Annotated in this window: 17 protein-coding genes, 1 tRNA gene and 2 pseudogenes; 4 read left to right on the top strand and 16 right to left on the bottom strand. The window is 71.4% G+C overall.

The window, feature by feature from the left end:
• Positions 1 to 19: 19 nt before the first annotated feature.
• The 9 genes from ABNF97_RS06665 to ABNF97_RS06625 form a co-directional block, all read right to left on the bottom strand.
• Complete coding sequence (locus ABNF97_RS06665; RefSeq protein WP_130465049.1) at positions 20 to 1,309, bottom strand: GTP-binding protein; 1,290 nt, start codon at positions 1,307 to 1,309, stop codon at positions 20 to 22.
• A complete protein-coding gene (gene cysD / locus ABNF97_RS06660; protein WP_130465050.1) occupies positions 1,309 to 2,220 on the bottom strand; it encodes a sulfate adenylyltransferase subunit CysD in 912 nt (303 codons plus the stop codon). The genes ABNF97_RS06665 and cysD overlap by 1 nt, the downstream gene beginning before the upstream one ends.
• A 105-nt stretch (positions 2,221 to 2,325) precedes the next feature.
• Positions 2,326 to 3,189 carry an inositol monophosphatase family protein gene (locus tag ABNF97_RS06655; protein ID WP_130465051.1) on the bottom strand — a complete coding sequence of 288 codons (864 nt, stop codon included), beginning with the start codon at positions 3,187 to 3,189 and terminating at the stop codon, positions 2,326 to 2,328.
• Between the two features lie 176 nt (positions 3,190 to 3,365).
• Positions 3,366 to 3,956 carry an aminoacyl-tRNA hydrolase gene (gene pth, locus ABNF97_RS06650; protein WP_130465052.1) on the bottom strand — a complete coding sequence of 197 codons (591 nt, stop codon included), beginning with the start codon at positions 3,954 to 3,956 and terminating at the stop codon, positions 3,366 to 3,368.
• 99 nt (positions 3,957 to 4,055) lie between these two features.
• On the bottom strand, positions 4,056 to 4,745 hold the full coding sequence (locus ABNF97_RS06645; protein ID WP_130465053.1) for a 50S ribosomal protein L25/general stress protein Ctc: 690 nt from the start codon (positions 4,743 to 4,745) through the stop codon (positions 4,056 to 4,058).
• Between the two features lie 293 nt (positions 4,746 to 5,038).
• A complete protein-coding gene (locus tag ABNF97_RS06640) occupies positions 5,039 to 6,019 on the bottom strand; it encodes a ribose-phosphate diphosphokinase (RefSeq protein ID WP_349337963.1) in 981 nt (326 codons plus the stop codon).
• Positions 6,020 to 6,070: 51 nt separating this feature from the next.
• Positions 6,071 to 7,627 carry a bifunctional UDP-N-acetylglucosamine diphosphorylase/glucosamine-1-phosphate N-acetyltransferase GlmU gene (glmU, locus tag ABNF97_RS06635; protein WP_130465055.1) on the bottom strand — a complete coding sequence of 519 codons (1,557 nt, stop codon included), beginning with the start codon at positions 7,625 to 7,627 and terminating at the stop codon, positions 6,071 to 6,073.
• Positions 7,628 to 7,697: 70 nt separating this feature from the next.
• Positions 7,698 to 7,772: transfer RNA gene (locus ABNF97_RS06630), tRNA-Gln, on the bottom strand.
• 28 nt (positions 7,773 to 7,800) lie between these two features.
• Complete coding sequence (locus tag ABNF97_RS06625) at positions 7,801 to 8,652, bottom strand: helix-turn-helix domain-containing protein (protein WP_349337962.1); 852 nt, start codon at positions 8,650 to 8,652, stop codon at positions 7,801 to 7,803.
• Positions 8,653 to 8,800: 148 nt separating this feature from the next.
• Here ABNF97_RS06625 and ABNF97_RS06620 point away from each other — a divergent pair, with 148 nt between their 5' ends.
• Positions 8,801 to 9,775 (top strand): fatty acid desaturase, encoded by a 975-nt coding sequence (locus ABNF97_RS06620; RefSeq protein WP_130465056.1) that lies wholly within the window; start codon positions 8,801 to 8,803, stop codon positions 9,773 to 9,775.
• A gap of 217 nt (positions 9,776 to 9,992) precedes the next feature.
• The gene (locus ABNF97_RS06615; RefSeq protein ID WP_349338056.1) at positions 9,993 to 10,595 is read left to right on the top strand and encodes a TetR family transcriptional regulator; all 603 of its coding nucleotides are present in this window, start codon (positions 9,993 to 9,995) and stop codon (positions 10,593 to 10,595) included.
• Positions 10,596 to 10,612: 17 nt separating this feature from the next.
• Here ABNF97_RS06615 and ABNF97_RS06610 read toward each other — a convergent pair whose 3' ends face one another.
• The 7 genes and pseudogenes from ABNF97_RS06610 to ABNF97_RS06585 all read right to left on the bottom strand — a co-directional run bounded on the left by ABNF97_RS06610 (position 10,613) and on the right by ABNF97_RS06585 (position 17,038).
• Positions 10,613 to 11,086, bottom strand: coding sequence for a DUF4383 domain-containing protein (locus tag ABNF97_RS06610; protein WP_130465057.1), 474 nt, complete (start codon positions 11,084 to 11,086; stop codon positions 10,613 to 10,615).
• A gap of 144 nt (positions 11,087 to 11,230) precedes the next feature.
• On the bottom strand, positions 11,231 to 11,686 hold the full coding sequence (locus tag ABNF97_RS06605; RefSeq protein ID WP_130465058.1) for a DUF4383 domain-containing protein: 456 nt from the start codon (positions 11,684 to 11,686) through the stop codon (positions 11,231 to 11,233).
• A gap of 161 nt (positions 11,687 to 11,847) precedes the next feature.
• Positions 11,848 to 12,057 (bottom strand): annotated as a pseudogene (locus ABNF97_RS34125) (ABC transporter C-terminal domain-containing protein); the annotation flags it as partial.
• 86 nt (positions 12,058 to 12,143) lie between these two features.
• Positions 12,144 to 13,653: pseudogene (locus ABNF97_RS06600) on the bottom strand (ABC-F family ATP-binding cassette domain-containing protein); the annotation flags it as partial.
• A 24-nt stretch (positions 13,654 to 13,677) separates the two neighbouring features.
• Complete coding sequence (locus ABNF97_RS06595) at positions 13,678 to 14,634, bottom strand: 4-(cytidine 5'-diphospho)-2-C-methyl-D-erythritol kinase (protein ID WP_349337960.1); 957 nt, start codon at positions 14,632 to 14,634, stop codon at positions 13,678 to 13,680.
• 130 nt (positions 14,635 to 14,764) lie between these two features.
• Positions 14,765 to 15,640 (bottom strand): 16S rRNA (adenine(1518)-N(6)/adenine(1519)-N(6))-dimethyltransferase RsmA, encoded by an 876-nt coding sequence (rsmA, locus tag ABNF97_RS06590; RefSeq protein ID WP_349337959.1) that lies wholly within the window; start codon positions 15,638 to 15,640, stop codon positions 14,765 to 14,767.
• 111 nt (positions 15,641 to 15,751) lie between these two features.
• Complete coding sequence (locus ABNF97_RS06585; RefSeq protein WP_349337958.1) at positions 15,752 to 17,038, bottom strand: glycoside hydrolase family protein; 1,287 nt, start codon at positions 17,036 to 17,038, stop codon at positions 15,752 to 15,754.
• A 62-nt stretch (positions 17,039 to 17,100) separates the two neighbouring features.
• Between ABNF97_RS06585 and ABNF97_RS06580 the strand changes: the two genes are divergently transcribed.
• The gene (locus tag ABNF97_RS06580; protein WP_349337957.1) at positions 17,101 to 17,439 is read left to right on the top strand and encodes an alpha/beta fold hydrolase; all 339 of its coding nucleotides are present in this window, start codon (positions 17,101 to 17,103) and stop codon (positions 17,437 to 17,439) included.
• Complete coding sequence (locus ABNF97_RS06575) at positions 17,436 to 18,515, top strand: Lrp/AsnC family transcriptional regulator (RefSeq protein ID WP_349337956.1); 1,080 nt, start codon at positions 17,436 to 17,438, stop codon at positions 18,513 to 18,515. The genes ABNF97_RS06580 and ABNF97_RS06575 overlap by 4 nt, the downstream gene beginning before the upstream one ends.
• Positions 18,516 to 18,520: the final 5 nt, after the last annotated feature.

The raw sequence follows: 18,520 nt of genomic DNA, 5'->3' as shown, positions 1-18,520 counted from the left end.
CCCCGTGGTGCGACGGGGGTCAGCCAGTCTCTACGATCATGCCGGCCGCGACGGTGCGGTTGGTGGCCTCGTCGATGACGATGAAGCCACCCGTCGTACGGTTGCGCCGGTACTCGTCGGCGAGCAGCGGCACGGTGGTCCGCAGCCGTACCCGGCCGATCTCGTTGAGCCGCAGTTCGGTCACGGACTCGTCCCGGTGCAGCGAGTTGACGTCCAGCCGGTAGTGCAGGTTCCGCACCACGGCCCGGGCCGACCGGGTGGTGTGCTTGACGGCGTACTTGCCGCCGACCCGCAGCGGCCTGGTCTCGTCCATCCAGCAGATCATCGCCTCGATGTCCTGGGCGACCGCCGGGGCGTTGTTCGGCCGGCAGATCAGGTCACCCCGGGAGATGTCGAGCTCGTCGGTGAGCCGGACGGTCACCGACATCGGCGGGAACGCCTGCTCGACCGGGCCGTCGGCGGTCTCGATCGCCGCGATCCGGCTGGTGAAGCCGGAGGGCAGCACCATCACCTCGTCGCCCGGCTTGAGCACCCCGGAGGCGACCTGACCGGCGTAGCCCCGGTAGTCGGTGACGGTGGTCGACTGGGGACGGATCACGCACTGCACCGGGAACCGTACGTCGACCATGTTGCGGTCGCTGGCGATGTGCACGTGTTCGAGGTGGTGCAGCAGGGACGGGCCCTCGTACCAGGGCGTGTTCTCGGAGCGGGTGACGATGTTGTCGCCGTGCAGCGCCGAGATCGGGATGACCGACAGGTCCGGCACCTCCAGCTTCGCCGCGAACGCGGTGAACTCGTCCGCGATCCGCTCGAACACCTCCTGTGACCAGTCGACCAGGTCCATCTTGTTGACGCAGAGCACCAGGTGCGGCACCCGCAGCAGCGAGCAGAGGAACGCGTGCCGGCGGGACTGCTCGACCAGCCCCTTGCGGGCGTCGACCAGGATCAGCGCCAGGTCGGCCGTTGACGCCCCGGTCACCATGTTCCGGGTGTACTGGATGTGCCCGGGGGTGTCGGCGATGATGAACTTCCGCCGGGGGGTGGCGAAGTACCGGTACGCCACGTCGATGGTGATGCCCTGCTCGCGCTCGGCCCGCAGCCCGTCGGTGAGCAACGCCAGGTTGGTGTACTCGTCGCCCCGGGCCGCGCTGACCGCCTCGACCGCCTCGAGCTGGTCGGTGAAGAGCGACTTGGTGTCGTAGAGCAGCCGGCCGATCAGGGTGGACTTGCCGTCGTCGACGCTGCCGGCGGTGGCGAACCGGAGCAGGTCCATCGCACGGGTCTCGCTCGGCACCGCGGTCGCCGTCATCAGAAGTACCCCTCCCGCTTGCGGTCTTCCATCGCCGCCTCGCTGACCCGGTCGTCGCCCCGGGTGGCGCCGCGTTCGGTGATCCGGGTCGCGGCCACCTCCTCGATCACCAGCTCGACGGTGTCCGCCGCCGACCGGACGGCGGCGGTGCACGAGGCGTCGCCGACGGTGCGGTAGCGGACCCGCTCGACGAAGGGTGTCTCGCCGGCCCGGGGCGTGATGAACTCGTTGACCGCGTAGAGCATGCCGTCCCGCTCGACGACCTCCCGCTGGTGGGCGAAGTAGATCGACGGCAGTGAGATCTTCTCCTGGGCGATGTAGTGCCAGACGTCCAGCTCGGTCCAGTTGGAGAGCGGGAAGACCCGGATCGACTCCCCCTGATGGTGCCGGCCATTGTAGAGCGACCACAGCTCGGGGCGCTGGTTCTTCGGATCCCACTGGCCGAAGTCGTCGCGGAAGCTGAACACCCGCTCCTTGGCCCGCGCCTTCTCCTCGTCGCGCCGGGCGCCGCCGAAGAGCGCGTCGAAGCGGTACTTCTCCACCGCGTCGAGCAGCACCGGGGTCTGGATCCGGTTGCGTACCCCGTTGGCCGGCTCGTGCACCAGCCCGGACTCCAGCGCCTCCGGCACGCTGGCCACCACCAGTTGCAGCCCCATCTGGGCCACCCGCCGGTCGCGGTACTCCAGCACCTCGGGGAAGTTGTGCCCGGTGTCGACGTGCATCACCGGGAAGGGAATCCGGGCCGGCGCGAACGCCTTCTCGGCCAGCCGGAGCATCACGATCGAGTCCTTGCCACCGGAGAAGAGCATCACCGGCCGCTCCAGCTCGGCCACCACCTCGCGGATGACGAAGATGCTCTCGGCTTCCAGCGCGTCGAGGTGGGACACCCGGTAGGCCGCCGGCGAGGTCATGGCGTCACCTCGCCGTGCCCGCCGCGCCCACTCGTGCCAGCCCGCACACCTGCTGCTCGCATGGGATTCCAGACCCTTCCGATCGGTTGAGTCGCCAGGCCCCGCCTAGGGTACCCGGATGTGCCGCTGCAACGCTGCGAGCAGCCGAGGGGCGAGATCCTCGCGGCATACCACGAGATCCGGCAGGCGGGGATCGGCCTGGTTGTATTTCAGCGCGGATCCGTCGATTCGGGAAGCGAAAAGCCCGGTGGCCATCGCCACAGCGACCGGAGCCGCCGAGTCCCACTCGTACTGGCCGCCCGCGTGCACGTAGCCGTCGACCTCGCCGCTGATCACGGCGGCGATCTTCGCGCCGGCCGAACCCATCGGCACCAGCTCGGCGCCGAGTTCGGCGGCCAGGTCGGTGAGGAAGACCGGCGGCCGGCTCCGGCTCGCCGCCAGCCTGACCCGCCGGCCGATCCCGTCCGGACCGTTCGCTGCGGTACTCCCGGTCGCCGCCGCCGACACCGTCGACGGGTATGCCGGCGGCTGGTCGGTGCCGAGCACCCGGTGCTGGGCGGGCAGCCCGATCGCGCCGGCGACCAGCCCGTGCGCGGTGCCGGCCCGGCGGGCCCAGAGCGCCACGTGCACCGCCCAGTCGGCCCGGCCCTCCTCGGAGAACTCCCGGGTACCGTCCAACGGGTCGATGATCCAGACCCGGTCGGCGCTCAGCCGGGGCGCCATCTCCGGCTCGGCGTCGGCCGCCCAGGCCAGCCGGGCGCCCTCGTCCTCCTCCGACAGCACCGCGTCGGCGGGCCGCCACCGGGCCAGCTCGGTGCGGAGGAGTTCGTGCGAGACCTTGTCGCCGGCCGCCTTCAGCGCGCCCGGGTCGGAGAAGCCGACTTCGGTCCGGAGTTCCAGCAACGCCTGGCCGGCCCGACCGGCCAGCCACCGGGCGAACTCCCCGTCGATCACCGGCGGCGCCGCCATCAGCGCACCTCCCGGAAAGCCACGTCACCGGCCACCTGACAAGAGATCATCATTGTCTGCCTCCTCACCCGCCGCGAAAGACTACCGGTCGGGTGTGCGCGAGGAGCCGCGCCGGGCCCCGGCACACCGGCGCGGTCCGTCCGGCGCGGGCTCGGGCGCTTCAGTCCGGCACGGGCTCAGGTGCTGTGGTACGCGTTCTGCGCCCACTCCAGGCCACGGGTCACGGTCGCCTCCGCCGCGTCCGCCGCCCGGTCCACCAGGAACTCCAGCTCCTTGCGTTCGACGGAGGAGAAGTCGGAGAGTACGAAGTCGGCCGGGTCCTGCCGGCCCGGCGGCCGCCCGATCCCGAAGCGCACCCGCAGGTAGTCCTTCGTCCCCAGCGACTTGGACATCGACCGCAGCCCGTTGTGTCCGCCCTCGCCACCGCCCTGCTTCAACCGGATCTGCCCGTACGGGATGTCCAGCTCGTCGTGCACGGCGATCACCTGGTCGACCGGCACCTTGTAGAACTGGGCCAGCGCCGACACCGGGCCGCCGGAGAGGTTCATGTACGTCATCGGCTTCGCCAGCACCAGCTTCGGGCCGCCGAACCCGAGCCGCCCCTCGGCCACCTCGGCGACCGCTCGGCGGTGCCGCCCGAACCTGGCGCCGATCCGCTCGGCGATCAGGTCGGCCACCATGAAGCCGACGCTGTGCCGGTGCCGCGCGTACTCTCTGCCGGGGTTGCCGAGCCCGACCAGCAACCACGGACGAAGCTCCTCCGCCACGCCGCTCTTCCCCCAGTTCTGCTTCCCGCCCCGTGAGCGTCACTGTACGGAAACAGGCGCCCCCGAACGTCCGGGAGCGCCTGTCCGACAGCCTCTCGCTCAGGCCTCGGCGGCGGCCTGCGCGGGCGCGCCCTCGTTGCCGCCCTCGGCCTCGGCCGCCTCGGCACCCGGGCCCTCGGCTCCGGCCTCCTCCTGGGCCTCCTCGGTCGGCTCCTCGCCGGCCTCGGCCGCCATCTGCTCGGCGGTCGGCGACTGGGTGATGAGCGCGAGGATCTGCTCCGGGTCGACGGCCAGCTCCACACCCTGCGGCAGCGGTACGTCCGCCGCGGTCACCTGCGAACCGACATCGAGCCCCTCGATCGACACCTCGAAGCTGTCCGGCAGCCGGGTCGCGTCCGCGCTCACCGCCAGGGTGTTCTGCTCGTTCACGACCAGGGTGTCCCGGGCCGGCTCGCCGGTCAGGTGCACCGGCACGTCGACGGTGACCTTCTCGCCCCGCCGCACGAGCAGCATGTCGATGTGTTCGAGAGTGTCCTTGATCGGGTCCCGCTGGATGGCCTTCGGCAGCGCGAGCGCCTGGGTGCCGTCGCTGATCTCGATCGTGAACAACTGGTTGGCGCCGCCGCGCCGGATGGCGGCGGCGAACTCAAGCGCGGGTAGCGCAATGTGCTTGGGCTTTTCGCCGTGGCCGTACAGCACGGCGGGCACCTTGCCGGCCCGGCGGGTACGACGGGCACCACCCTTGCCGAACTCGGTGCGGGGCTCGGCGCTGATCTTTACCTCGGACACGGGAAGACTCCTGATACGGTCACTTCGGCGCTACGTCGGCTGGCGGTTTGCGGTGCTAGGGCGATGGGGCGCGCTGGGGGCTTTGCGTGTGGCCACTGCCCGGAGCACCGCGTCGATGACGGTGCGTCCGTGCGGCGCTTGCTTCAGCGGCCCGCAGGGCACCCTCGCCGTGGCAACCGCACCAGTCTACCCGAGGCCCGATGCGGGTTCGCGGCGGTCCCCGCTCAGCCGGCCCGGCATCGTTCGCGATCCGCCAATTCCACCTCTGGACCGACCGCTGCGGCAGGGTGCCGTCAGCTCAGTCCACCGAAGAGGGTGGTCACCGAGCCGTCGTCGAAGACCTCGCGGATCGCCCGGGCCAGCAGCGGCGCGATGGAGAGCACGGTGAGCTTGTCGAGCTGCTTCTCCGGCGGCAGCGGCAGGGTGTTGGTCACCACCACCTCGCTGATCCGGCCGTTCTTGAGCCGCTCCGTCGCCGGGTCGGAGAGCAGGGCGTGGGTCGACGCCACCACCACGTCGGCGGCCTTCGCCTCGTGCAGTATCTCGGCCGCCTTGCAGATGGTGCCACCCGTGTCGATCATGTCGTCGACGATCAGGCAGACCCGGTCCTCGACGTCCCCGACCACCCGGTTCGCCACCACCTGGTTCGGCTTCGAGGGATCCCGGGTCTTGTGGATGAACGCCAGCGGGCAGCCGCCGAGCCGGTCGGTCCAGCGCTCGGCCACCCGTACCCGGCCCGAGTCCGGGGCCACCACCGTCATCGGGCGGCCGGCGTACTTGCGCTGGACGTACTCGGCCAGGATGTCCATTGCGAAGAGGTGGTCGACCGGCCCGTCGAAGAACCCCTGGATCTGCGCGGTGTGCAGGTCCACCGTGAGTATCCGGTTGGCACCGGCCGTCTTGAGCAGGTCCGCCACCAGCCGGGCCGAGATCGGCTCCCGGCCGCGGTGCTTCTTGTCCTGCCGGGAGTACGGGTAGAACGGCAGCACGACGGTGATCCGCTTGGCCGAGCCGCGCTTCAACGCGTCGATCATGATCAGGGTCTCCATGACCCACTTGTTCACACCGTGCGTGATGGACTGCACCACGAAGGCGTCCGAACCACGCACCGACTCCCTGAACCTGACGAAGATCTCACCGTTGGCGAACTCGTACGCGTCGGACGGTGTCGGCGCCACCCCGAGCACCTCACCGATCTCCGTTGCCAGCTCCGGAAATCCCCGCCCGGAGAAGAGCATCAGACTCTTGCGATTTTCGGCGACGATGCTGCCCATCGGCTCGTCTGCTCCCGTTTGTCTGTGGGTCACCCGGCGTTGGGCCAGAGACTATTCGGTTGCAGTATCTCCCGAGGCCGGACGACCTTCATCCGCTACCGACCCCTCGTGGAGTGGCTCACCTTCGCTTGCGCCGGAGGGCCCCTGTCCGGCACGCTCCGCCGCCGCCGCCGACCTGGTGCCGGCCCGACGGCGCAGCACCCAGCCGTCGATGTTGCGCTGCTGGGCCCGGGTGACCGCGAGCGCTCCCGGCGGTACGTCGCTGGTCACCGCGCTGCCCGCCGCCACGTAGGCCCCGGCGCCCACCTCGACCGGCGCGACCAGGCTGGTGTCGCAGCCGACGAAGGCCGCCTCACCGACCACGGTGTGGTGCTTGGCGACCCCGTCGTAGTTGACGAAGAGCGTCCCGGCGCCGATGTTGGCCCGCGCCCCGATGGTGGCGTCGCCGACGTAGCTGAGGTGGGGCACCTTCGCCCCCTCGCCGATCTCCGACTTCTTCACCTCGACGAAGGTGCCCACCTTCGCCTTCTCCCGCAGCGTCGCCTCCGGCCGCAGGTACGCGTACGGCCCCACGCTCGCGCCCGGGCCGACCGCCGCGCCGACCGCGTGCGCGCGGACCACCGTCGCCCCGGCGCCGACGGTGGTGTCGATCAGCGTCGTGTCCGGGCCGACGGCGGCCTCGGGGCCGACCGTGGTGGCCCCGCAGAGCTGGGTGTTCTGGTCGACCACCGCGTCCCGGCCCAGCGTGACGGTGACGTCGATCCAGGTGGTCGCCGGGTCCAGCAGGGTCACCCCGGTACGCATCCAGCCCTCGTTGACCCGGTCCCGCAGCAGCCGGCGCAGCGCCGCCAGCTCGACCCGGTCGTTGCAGCCCAGCGTCTCGGTGGCGTCCGCCGCCACGTGCACCGCCACCGTCTCGCCGGTGGTGGCGAACTGGCCGAACACGTCGGTCAGGTACTCCTCGCCCTGGTCGTTGTCGGTGGAGAGCTTGCCCAGCGCGTCCCGCAGCAGCGCGGCGTCGAAGGCGTAGATCCCGGCATTGATCTCACGGATCGCCCGCTGGGCGGGGCTGGCGTCCCGCTCCTCGACGATCCGCTCCAGCCCGCCGTCGGCGCCCCGGACGATCCGGCCGAGGCCGGTCGGGTCGGACACCTCGGCGGCGAGTACGGTCGCCGCCGCCGAGGCGGCCTCGTGTGCGGCGACCAGCTCGGTGACGGTTTCCGGGCGCAGCAGCGGCACGTCTCCGTTGAGCACCACCACGGTGCCGCCCGCGTCCGGCGCGCTCTCCAGGGCGATCCGGACGGCGTGCCCGGTGCCGTGCTGCTCGGCCTGGAGCACCGGCTCGGCGTGCGGGGCGACCTCGCCCAGGTGCGCGGTGACCTGGTCGGCGCCGTGACCGACCACCACCAGCGTGCGGTCCGCCGACACCGGGGCGGCCGCCGCCAGGACGTGGCCGAGCAGGGTACGACCGAGGATCGGATGGAGCACCTTGGGTAGCGCCGACTTCATCCGCTTGCCCTCACCGGCGGCGAGGACGACGACGGTGCGGAGGCGGGGCTGGGACACGAGAATGCTCCCGTCAGAACGGCCGGCAGTGTGCGGCCCCATGCTAACCAGACAAGAGCCGCAGTCACCCTCGCCGGGGGAATGGAACACGCCGATTGCCGGATGTCCGATTTGGCTGGGGTGTCTGGATTCGAACCAGAAGCTCAAGGCTCCAAAGGCCTGCGGGTTGCCGTTACCCCACACCCCATCGGGGAAACAGCCTAACGGCTCATCGATCACCCACCCGCACCGGCGGTCGCCGAGTCGAACAGGGCGCTGATCGCACCCTCGATGCGCCAGTAGAGTTCTCGGCTGCGCGGAACATTGATGATCAGACAGCCGCGGTAGTCAGCGTCAGTATTGTAGCGGACCGTCTTCGGCTGATGCCGCTTGAGTGTCGGTCGCTGGAATCGCTCGGCTGGCAAACCGAGCACCTCCTGCCACCACCGCGCGGCCGCCTCGGCGTCGGCCGACTCATGGATGCTCAGGCGATAGCTCGGAACACTCCGATCGACTCCACAGACCTCCAGGAAGCGGAGGAAGAGCCCCAGCAGACGGACGTCGCTGTTGATGATGACAACCCGGTCGTCACGGCGCCACGGCTTCGACTTCGCGCCCTCGCACCAGTAGATCGCCGCGCCGAGGATGAACAGATCCCGTTCGTTGACCTGCCCGATTCGCTCGGCCGCTCGGGCGTGTTCCTGTGCTTCGGCTGCGTCGCGGGACTCGCGGTGGGCCATCCAACGTGCGTCGGTCATCCGGCGGGAGTGCGCGCGTCGACGGTCGGCCTCGACCTCCGGGTCCCGGTCGAGCGGCAGGTGCCGGACCCACCGGTACGCGGTCGACTTCGCCACCCCCAGCTCGGCGGCGATCTCCGGCACCGACCGGCCCGCCGCGCGCAGCTCGACGGCGCGGGCCCGCAGCCCGTCCTTGGCGTTGGGCCGTTTCGTCCACTCCGGCGGGGGAACATCCCGCAGCAACGCCGACAACCGGTCCTTGCCGATGCCGAGCCGTCGCCGGATCTCCCGCGCGGACAGCATCTCGACGGTACGCAGCCGGCGTGCCTCATCGGCGAGCGGATCGACCATGACCTGGAGATTAGGACTCGTGTACGACAAGAACCGTCGATGGTTGCCAGCGGATTCTCAGTCCGCGTCCATGACAGACTACGGGACCGTAGGTTACGGTGACGTAGGCGTAAGTTACCGATCGTCCCCCTACGCTCAGCGAGGTGCCATGTCCTCCGTTCTGCTCGAACCACCAACGGCCACCGGCGTCAAGAAGGGCCCCAAGCCACTCACCGACGGCGTCCAGTCCAGAGGCATCCTCATCGCCCTCTGGTCCTTCGTCACCATTCCCTTCCTCGCCCTGCTCGCCGCCGTACCGGTGGCCTGGGGTGGGTGGCTGAGCTGGACCGACATCGCCATCGCCGGGGTGTGGTACGTGGTGGCGGGACTCGGCATCACGGTGGGCTTCCACCGGTACTTCACGCACGGTTCGTTCAAGGCCAAGCGCTGGCTGCGGGTCGCCCTGGCCGTCGCGGGTTCGTTCGCCGTCCAGGGGAACATCACCCAGTGGGTGGCCGACCACCGCCGGCACCACGCCTTCTCCGACGTCGAGGGTGACCCGCACTCACCCTGGCGGTTCGGGGCCAGTGTGTGGGGCCTGACCAAAGGGCTGTTCCACGCGCACGTCGGCTGGCTGTTCAAGCGGGAACTCTCCAACCGGGAGCGGTTCGCCCCCGACCTGCTCGCCGACAAGGACATCCACCGGGTCGACCGGCTCTTCCCGCTGTTGGTGAGCCTCTCCCTGCTCACCCCGGCGCTGCTGGGTGGCCTGGTCACCTGGTCCTGGCAGGGCGCGTTGACCGCGTTCTTCTGGGCCGGCCTGGTCCGGGTCTCCCTGCTGCACCACATCACCTGGTCGATCAACTCGGTCTGCCACGTCTACGGCGAGCGGCCCTTCGAGGTGCGCGAGGGCGACCGGGCGACGAACTTCTGGCCGCTGGCCATCCTCTCCTTCGGTGAGAGTTGGCACAACCTGCACCACGCCGACCCGACCTGTGCCCGGCACGGCGTACTGCGTGGTCAGCTCGACATCACGGCCCGGGCGATCTGGCTCTTCGAGAAGGTCGGCGCCGCGTACGACGTACGGTGGCCGAAGCCGGAGCGGGTCGCCGCGAAGCTGGTCAAATCAACACCCTCGCCGTGACCCCGCGGCGCGTCCGGGCATCCGATCACGAGCGTCTGCCTGGCAGGATGGCCGGGTGACCGAGCGCAGCCAGGGCGCCACCGGGGACGGCGCGAGTCGACGCGGCACCACGGGACGGCAGCGGGACGACGATGTGGAAGACGTTCCGCGTACCGGCCGCGGGGTCGGCCGCCGGCAGGCCCCGGCGCCGCCCGCCAAGCCCGGTTCCCGGGTACGGATGTCCGCGGCGCAGCGCCGCGAGCAGCTCATCTCCATCGGCCGGCAGGCATTTGCCGAGCGCGGGTTCGACGCCACCTCGATAGAGGAGGTGGCCGCCCGGGCCAAGGTCTCCAAGCCGGTGGTCTACGAGCACTTCGGCGGCAAGGAGGGCCTCTACGCGGTCGTCGTCGACCGGGAGGTACGCGCCCTGCTGGACCGGGTCACCACGGCACTGACCGCCGGGCACCCCCGGGAGCTGCTGGAGCAGGCGGCGCTGGCCCTGCTCGACTACATCGAGGAGGAGACCGACGGCTTCCGGGTGCTGGTCCGGGAATCGCCGGTGCTCTCCGCGACCGGCAACTTCAGCAGCGTGATGAACGACGTGGCGCACCAGGTGGAGCACATCCTGGGCGCCGAGTTCAAGAGCCGGGGCTACGACCCGAAGCTCGCCGAACTCTACTCGCAGTCCCTGGTCGGCATGGTGGCGCTGAGCGGCCGCTGGTGGCTGGAGGTACGCAAGCCGCGCAAGGAGACGGTGGCGGCGCACCTGGTGAACCTGGCCTGGAACGGCCTGTCCCACCTGGAGGCCAAGCCGACCCTGCTCACCCGCCGGGCCCGCTGAGTCGCCGGCCGCTGGTCTCAGCGGCCGGTGCGGGCGCTCGAACTGCTGCGCGTCTCGCGTTCCTTCTCGGCGAGTTCCGGCGGGCCGACCTTGTCGTACAGACCTGTGGCGAGCAGGACCAGGCCGAACAGCATCGACACGACGACCGTCGACATCGAGAAGTTGAGGATGTTCGCCTCGGTCTGCAACACGGTCATCATGACGATCGCGACCACCAGGAAGACCACCCCGATGGCCAGGTTCATCAGGTGCCCGAAATTGCCCGGGAGCACCGCGCCGGCCAGCACCACCAGCCCGAAGACCACCGACACCGTCGCGAACGCCAGGTTGGTCCGCAGCCCCAGCACCCAGTGGCTGCTCCGGCTGAAGAAGTCGTCCCCGGCGGTCTCGAAGAGTCCGAAGATGCCGAAGACCACGATGTAGAGGCCGATCAGCCCGGCGAGTACCCGGTAGATCGGCCGGGCCGGATGGTTGATTGGAATGTGCGCCATTCCCCCTCCTCGCAACCGGTGGACGGCTTTCTACCGGATTGTCACCCGGGCCGGAGGAGATCGCGCGGCGAACGCCGGATTGCACCGGCCGGACGTACGCCGACGTCCGACCGGTGCGAGGGTGGTTCAGGACACGAGGGTGGTTCAGAGCACGAGGCGGGCGTCCTGCCAGGCCTTGGCCTCCTCCTCGGAGCCGACCTTGCCGTACATGCTGCACATCAGCAGGACCACGCCGAGGATCATCGTCACGATGGTGGTGGTGACGGTGAAGTTGAGATAGTTGGCGTCGGTACGCAGCACCGCCAGTTCGGCGAGGCCGAGCGCCATCAGGCCGTATCCGAGGAACTTGTCGACCACGGTGTCGACGTTCCGGCCGACCAGGGTGGCGACCAGTACGACGAGGCCGAGCACGATCGAGATCACCGAGTGGCCGAGGTTGGTCCCCTGGCCGAGCACCAGGGTGTCGTCCTGGGCGAAGAACTCGCCGCCGCCGGCCTGGACGAAGCCGAGGACGCCGAAGGTCACCAGGTAGAGGCCGGCCAGCCCGCCGATCGCCCGGTAGATCGGCCGCGCGGGATGGTTGACGGGGTTGTGGGCCATGATCAACAGTCTCCAACGCCGTTGCCAGTGAGGGTCGGAGCGAGATTCTTCCGCATCGCCTCCGGGTGACCCCGCACACCCCCACCGAGCATGTCGGCGGTCACGTGCGGCGCGGTGGATTCGCGGCCGTCGTCCGGGCCCGGCCGTCGATCCGGCGGTGCTCAGCCCTCGGGTACCTGCTCGGCCAGGGTCAGCCAGGCCTCCTCGGTTTGCTCCCGTTCGGCCCGTACCGCCCGAAGCTGGTCGTCCAGTTCGGCGATCCGGGCGTAGTCGGTGGCGTGCTCGGCCATCTGGCCGTGCAGCGCCGTCTCCCGCTGCTCCAGCTTGCCGATCTGCCGCTCCAGCCGGCTCAGCTCCTTGCGGGCCGCCCGCAGCTCCCCGCCGGAGAACGCCCCCTCGGGCCGTTCGACCGGCACCGCACCGTTGCTCCGCCCGTCCGGCGGCGGCCCGCCGGGCGTGGCGGCGCGGGCCAGGTACTCGTCGACGCCGCCGGGCAGGTGCACCAGCCGGCCGTCACCGAACATCCCGTACACCACGTCGGTGACCCGTTCGACCAGGTAGCGGTCGTGACTGGCCACCACCAGGGTGCCGGGCCAGGAGTCGAGCAGATCCTCCAGCGCGGCCAGGGTGTCGGTGTCCAGGTCGTTGGTCGGCTCGTCGAAGAGCAGCACGTTGGGCTCGGCGGCGAGCAGCCGGAGCAGTTGCAGCCTCCGCCGCTCACCGCCGGAGAGGTCGGCGACCGGGGTCCAGAGCCGCCGGTCGTCGAAGCCGAAGATCTCGGCGAGCTGGGACGCGTTGATCTCCCGGTCCCCCAGGACGACCCGGCGGGCCACCTCCTCGACCGCCTCCAGCACCCGCAGCTGGCCCGGCAGCTCGGCCAGCTCCTGCGACAGGAACGCCGAGCGGACGGTGGAGCCGGTCCGCAACTGCCCGGCGTCCGGGCCGCGCACCCCGGCCAGCAGCCGGAGCAGGGTGGTCTTGCCGGCCCCGTTCGCGCCGACGATCGCGATCCGGTCGCCGGGGCCGACCTGCCAGGTCAGCCTGTCGAGGATCAGCTTCTCCCCGGCGTACAGGGTGACGTCGGTGAGGTCGTACACCTGCTTGCCGAGCCGGGCGGTGGCCATCCGTTGCAGCGACACGGTGTCCCGCGGCGGCGGTACGTCCGCGATCAGGGCGTTCGCCGCCTCGATCCGGAAGCGCGGCTTGGAGGTCCGGGCCGGCGGGCCCCGCCGCAGCCACGCGATCTCCTTGCGCAGCAGGTTCTGCCGGCGTGCCTCGGTGGCCGCGGCCACCCGTTCCCGTTCGGCCCGGGCCAGCGTCCAGGCGGCGAAGCCGCCCTCGTAGGCGCGTACCGTGCGGTCGGCGACCTCCCAGGTGGCGGTGCAGACGGCGTCCAGGAACCACCGGTCGTGGGTGACCACCACCAGCGCGCCGCGCGTGCCGACCAGGTGTCGGGCCAGCCAGTCCACCCCGGCCACGTCGAGGTGGTTGGTCGGCTCGTCCAGCACCAGCAGGTCGGCGGTGCGGACCAGCAGGGCGGCCAGGGCCACCCGCCGCCGTTCGCCGCCGGACATCGGCCCGACCGGCTGGTCCAGCCCGAGGTACGGCATGCCGAGCCCGTCCAGGATCGCGCGTACGCCCGCGTCCCCGGCCCACTCGTGCTCGGCGCCGAACCCCTCGGCGAGCCAGGCGGTGCCGAGCACCACGTCCCGGACCCGGGCCTCGGGGTCGAGCACCAGGGTCTGCGGCAGCGCGGCCACCCGCAGGTCGCGGCGGTGCGTCACCCGGCCGCTGTCCGGCTCCTCGGCCTTGGTCAGCAGGCGCAGCAGGGTGGACTTGCCGGTGCCGTTGAGCCCGACGACGCCGATCCGGTCCGAGTCGGAAAGGCCCAGGGAGACGTCGGTGAGGAGCTGCCCAGCCGCGCCGTACCCCTTGGAGACCCGGTCCAGATTGACGATGTTGGCCATGTACCCAGACGGTAGTCGCCCCGGTCAGCTCACCCGGGCGCCGGGGACCGGCCCGTACGCCATCCGGACCGTCCGGCACAGCCCGGAGGCGGTCAGCTCGGCGGCGACCCGCTCGGCGTGACCGCCGTCGGTGGCCAGGAAGACACAGGTCGGGCCGGATCCGGAGACGATGCCGGCGAGCGCACCGGCCGCCTCGCCGGCCTTCAGCGTCTCCGTGAGCGCCGGGCGCAGCGAGAGCGCGGCGGCCTGGAGATCGTTGCCGAGCGCCCGGCCGAGCCGGGCCGGATCCCGGCCGCGCAGTGCGGCGAGCAGCGCGTCGGCGTTGCGCAGCGGCGGCGGGGCGGCGTGTTCGGCGCGCAGCCGGTCGAGTTCGCGGTAGGCGGCCGGGGTGGAGAGGCCGACCTCGGCGATCGCCACCACCCAGTGCCAGGTGACCGGCCGGGCCAGGATCGGGCTGATCGTCTCGCCGTGTCCGGTGCCCAGCGCGGTGCCGCCGTACACCAGGAAGGGAACGTCGGAGCCGAGCCCGGCGCCGATCCCGGCCAGCTCGTCCCGGCTCAGGTCGGTGCCCCAGAGCGCGTCGCAGGCGACCAGCGCGGCGGCGGCGTCGGCGCTGCCACCGGCCAGGCCGCCGGCGAGCGGGATCTGCTTGCGCAGGTGCAGCCGGGCGTGCGCCGGCACCCTGGCGTACCCGGCCAGCGCCCTGGCGGCCCGGATCACCAGGTTGGACTCGTCCAGGGCCAGCTCACCGGCGCCCTCGCCCTCCATGGTCAGGGTGAGGGTGTCCCCCCGGCGGGCGGTCAGCTCGTCGTGGATCGAGATCGCCTGGTAGACGGTGTTCAGCTCGTGGTAGCCGTCCGGGCGCAGCGGCCCGACCCCGAGATGGAGGTTGACCTTCGCCGGCACCCGGACCTTGACCGGGCCGGACATCCTCCGGCGCGGACGCTCGTCCTCCTCGTCCGGCCGCCACGCCTCGGTCATGCAGCGATGTCCCTGACCCTGGGCCGGGCGGGCCGCTGCCGGAGCGGGTCGGGTGACCACGGCCGCCGGGCCGCCGGGATGCCGGGCTCGGCCGTCACGTCGACCATCTCCTGCCACACACGCCGTCAGCCTACTCGGCTGCCGGGGCGGCCACGGGGGCCGACGCGGCGATCGCGGCGAACTGCCCGACGGTCAGCGACTCACCCCGGGCACCGGGATCGACCCCCGCCGCGACCAGCGCCGCGGCCGCCCGGTCCGGGCCGCCGGCCCAGCCGGCCAGCGCCGCCCGCAGGGTCTTGCGGCGCTGCGCGAACGCCGCGTCGACCACCGCGAAGACCCGCTGCCGGGGTACGTCGGTCCGGGGCGGTTCACGCCGGGTGAAGGCGACCAGCCCGGAGTCGACGTTCGGCACCGGCCAGAAGACGTTCGGCGGCACCCGGCCGGCGCTGCGCGCGTCGGCGTACCAGGCGAGTTTGACCGACGGGACGCCGTACGTCCGGGAGCCGGGGCCGGCGACCAGCCGGTCGGCCACCTCCTTCTGCACCATCACCAGTCCGCGCCGCAGGCCCGGCACTTCGGCGAGCAGGTGCAGCACCACCGGCACGGCGACGTTGTAGGGCAGATTCGCCACCAGCGCGGTCGGGGCCGGCTCACCGAGGTCGCCGGCGGTGATCCGCAGCGCGTCGGCGGGGTGCACGGTCAACCGGGCCGCACCGGCCGGGCCGGCGTGCCGCTGCACGGTCGCCGGCAGCGCTCCGGCCAGCACCGGGTCGAGTTCGACCGCGTGCACGTGCCCGGCCACCGGCAGCAGGCCGAGGGTGAGCGAGCCCAGCCCCGGCCCGACCTCCAGGGCCACGTCCGCCGAGGTCAGCCCGGCGGCGCTGACGATCCGGCGCACGGTGTTCGGGTCGTGCACGAAGTTCTGGCCGAGCTTCTTGGTCGGCTGCACGCCCAGCCGGGCGGCGAGTTCCCGGATCTCCACCGGTCCGAGCAGGTCTGCGGCCACGCTGTGACAGGGTACGGGTCAGCGGGGCGGGCCGGGCGGCGCACCGGTGCGCGCCGGACGCCGGATCACCGAGTCTGCTGCCGCCCGGTCACCGAGCCTGCTGACGCCCTGTCACCGAGCCTGCTGCGGCGGCGACTCGTGCAGCGGCGATGTGCAGTGCCGCATCCGGTAACTGAAGTACCCGTCCCAGGGTGGCGTCACCGTGCTCTGGCCCGGCTCGGTGGCGAAGTACACGTCGACGCCCGAGTGGTCGAGCGGGGCCCGGTAGGCGAGCCCACCGTATGCGTCGCGGACCAGCCCGGAGTTGTGGTTCCACCGGTATCCGGTCTGGGCGCCGGTGATCTGCCCGATGACGGTCCAGGTGCCGCCGCCCGCCCAGATGCTGGCTCCGGCGATCCGGTCGATCTCGACCGACTCCTGGACCTCGTTGCCGCCGAGTGCCCCGGTGTCCCGGGAGATGACGAACGAGTCCCGGCTGAAGTCGTAGGCCCACGAGGCGTTGTGCAGGAAACGCCCCGAGTTCGGCAGGAACGGCTCGGGGGTGAGCCCGGCGGTCGTGACGAACGACCTGGTGCCGAGAACCGGCGCGTCGGCGTTGCTGATGTCGAGCGTGCGCACGGCGGTGCCCCGGTCCGTGCCGTCGCAACCGGGCTCGGGGCGGTCCAGCGCGGCACAGTCCAGCCCGCTGTAGAAGAGCAGCAGGTATCCCTGCCCGTTCACGCTGGTGACGCTCGGCTGACCCACGCCGTATCCGGCCGGGTTGTAGTCCGGTTCGGTGATGTCGATGACGGGGTTCGCGACGATGGTCCACGGACCGAGCGGCGAGGTGGCCAGCGCGAGGCCGACGACGTTGAACCGGCCGTCGGCGCCGCCGTCATCGTTGTCCGCCCCGGTGAAGAACATCGCCCAGGTGTAGGTCCGCCGCCCGCCGTCCGCCGTCGGGTACGTGAACCTGCCCTTGACGACCTCCGGGTCGCAGATGTGGTACGCCGCCCAGCGCGGTGTGGCCGGATGGTACCCGGGATTTCCCGGCTCCAGGCGGGGCCGGAGCGCCACCTGGGTGCGGCCCCAACTGTACGAGCCGTTCGACTGCCGGGTGCCGACGTTGAACAGGACGTGGTCGTGGGTGGCCTGTAGTCCGTTGCCCGCCTTGCGGTCGTACTCGACCTGGTTGGCGCAGTAGTAGATGATCCGCTGGGTGCTCGAGGTCTGGACGATCGAGGGCGCGTACTGGTAGTAGCCGGCGGTCTGATAGCCGGCCTGTCCGGGGTACACCCCGTTGGGGAGCGGCACGCCCGACGAGGAGACGGTGGGCGTCCAGGCGTGCGCCGGCTGGGCGAGCGCCGCGACCGTGAGCAGGCCGACGACGGCGGCGGCGGAAAGCCTCCGAGTACGCATGCCCGGATGATCTCGGGCCCGCCGCACAGATCCCGCACACTCGCAGCCTCGGCGCACGGTTCGTGGAGCGCGAGCGGACCTTCCTGCTCGGCGAGCCGATCGTCGAGCAGCGCCGCTACTACGACCGGTTTGCCACGCACAACTTCGCATTCGCCGTCAACCAGCCGAATTACGACATCAAGTCGTTGCTCCCGGGGATCTCCTGTCCGACCCTGGTCACCGTGGGTCGACATGACTGGATCACGCCGGTGGAACGTAGCGAAACCATCGTCGAGCTGATCCCGGACGCGAAACTGGTGGTCTTCGAGCACTCCGGGCACTCCCCGCAGCTGGAGGAGGCGGAGCGCTTCCAGCAGGTCGTCCACGACTTCCTGGCCGGCGTACCGGCGCACCGGGCATGACGCCCGGCGAGACCTACGACCTCGACCCGACCGACCGGCGCATCGTCGCCGCGCTCCAGGTCAACGGCCGGGCGAGCTGGACGGAGATCGCCCAGCTCACCGGTACCTCGGTCACCACCGTGGCGCGCCGGGCGCAGCAACTCTTCGCCGACGGGCTGGTCAAGGTCGCCGCCGCGCCGCAGCCCGGCGGCGGGCGGGCCGACCTGCTCATCGTGCGGATCCGCTGCGCGGCGGGAAGCCAGCTCGCCGCCGCGCAGGCGCTGGCCGCGATGCCGGAGATCCGGTTCGTCGCACTGGTGACCGGGGTCTACGATCTGGTCGCCGAGGTACTGGTGCCCAAGGGGGCCAGCCTGCACAGCGTGCTGCTCAACGGGTTGCAGAAGGTCCCCGGGGTGCAGGGCAGCGTCGCGGACCTGAACCTGCACACCTACAAGTCGACCCACGAGTGGTCCCGGCACCTGCTCGGCACCGGGCCCCAGCTCGTCGCCCCGCCGCCGGTGCACGACTGCCCCCCGGCGCACCTCGACGAACTGGACGAGCGGATCATCGCGGCGCTCCGCGAGGACGGCCGGAACAGCTTCCAGGCCGTGGCCGGCGGGCTGGGAGTCAGCGAGAGCACCGTCCGGCGGCGGTTCGAGTCGCGGTACAACGCGGGCTGCGTACAGGTGATCACGCTGGTCCCGGCGACGGCGCTCGGCTTCGAGGCGGAGATCTTCTTCTGGCTCTCGGTGGCGCCGTCCCGGCTCGACGGGGTGGCCCGGGAACTGGCCGCGCTGCGCGGCGTCCGCTACGTCGCCGCGACGCTCGGCCAGGAGTCGCTGATGTGCGAGGTGATCCTGCCGACCCACGCCGACGTCTTCGAGTTCACCACCAGGACTCTCGGTGGGATAGACGGTATCCGGGCGTGGACGGCCGGGGTGCAGCTGCTCACCGTGAAGCGGGGCTTCGTGATCACCCCCTGGGCGGCCCGGCGACTCGCCGCCGAGGGCATGGGCGGCGGGGTGCCGACCCAGCCGACCGGCGGTACACTATCCGGCACCGGTCGCGGCACGCGGAGCCGGCGGAGGTCGGCCTGACCCGC

The organism is Plantactinospora sp. B6F1 (assembly GCF_040120695.1).
In the GTDB taxonomy this organism is placed as follows: Bacteria; Actinomycetota; Actinomycetes; order Mycobacteriales; family Micromonosporaceae; genus Plantactinospora.
The sequence above is the reverse complement of the archived record's forward strand: the minus strand, read 5'-3'. Positions and strand labels throughout refer to the sequence as shown.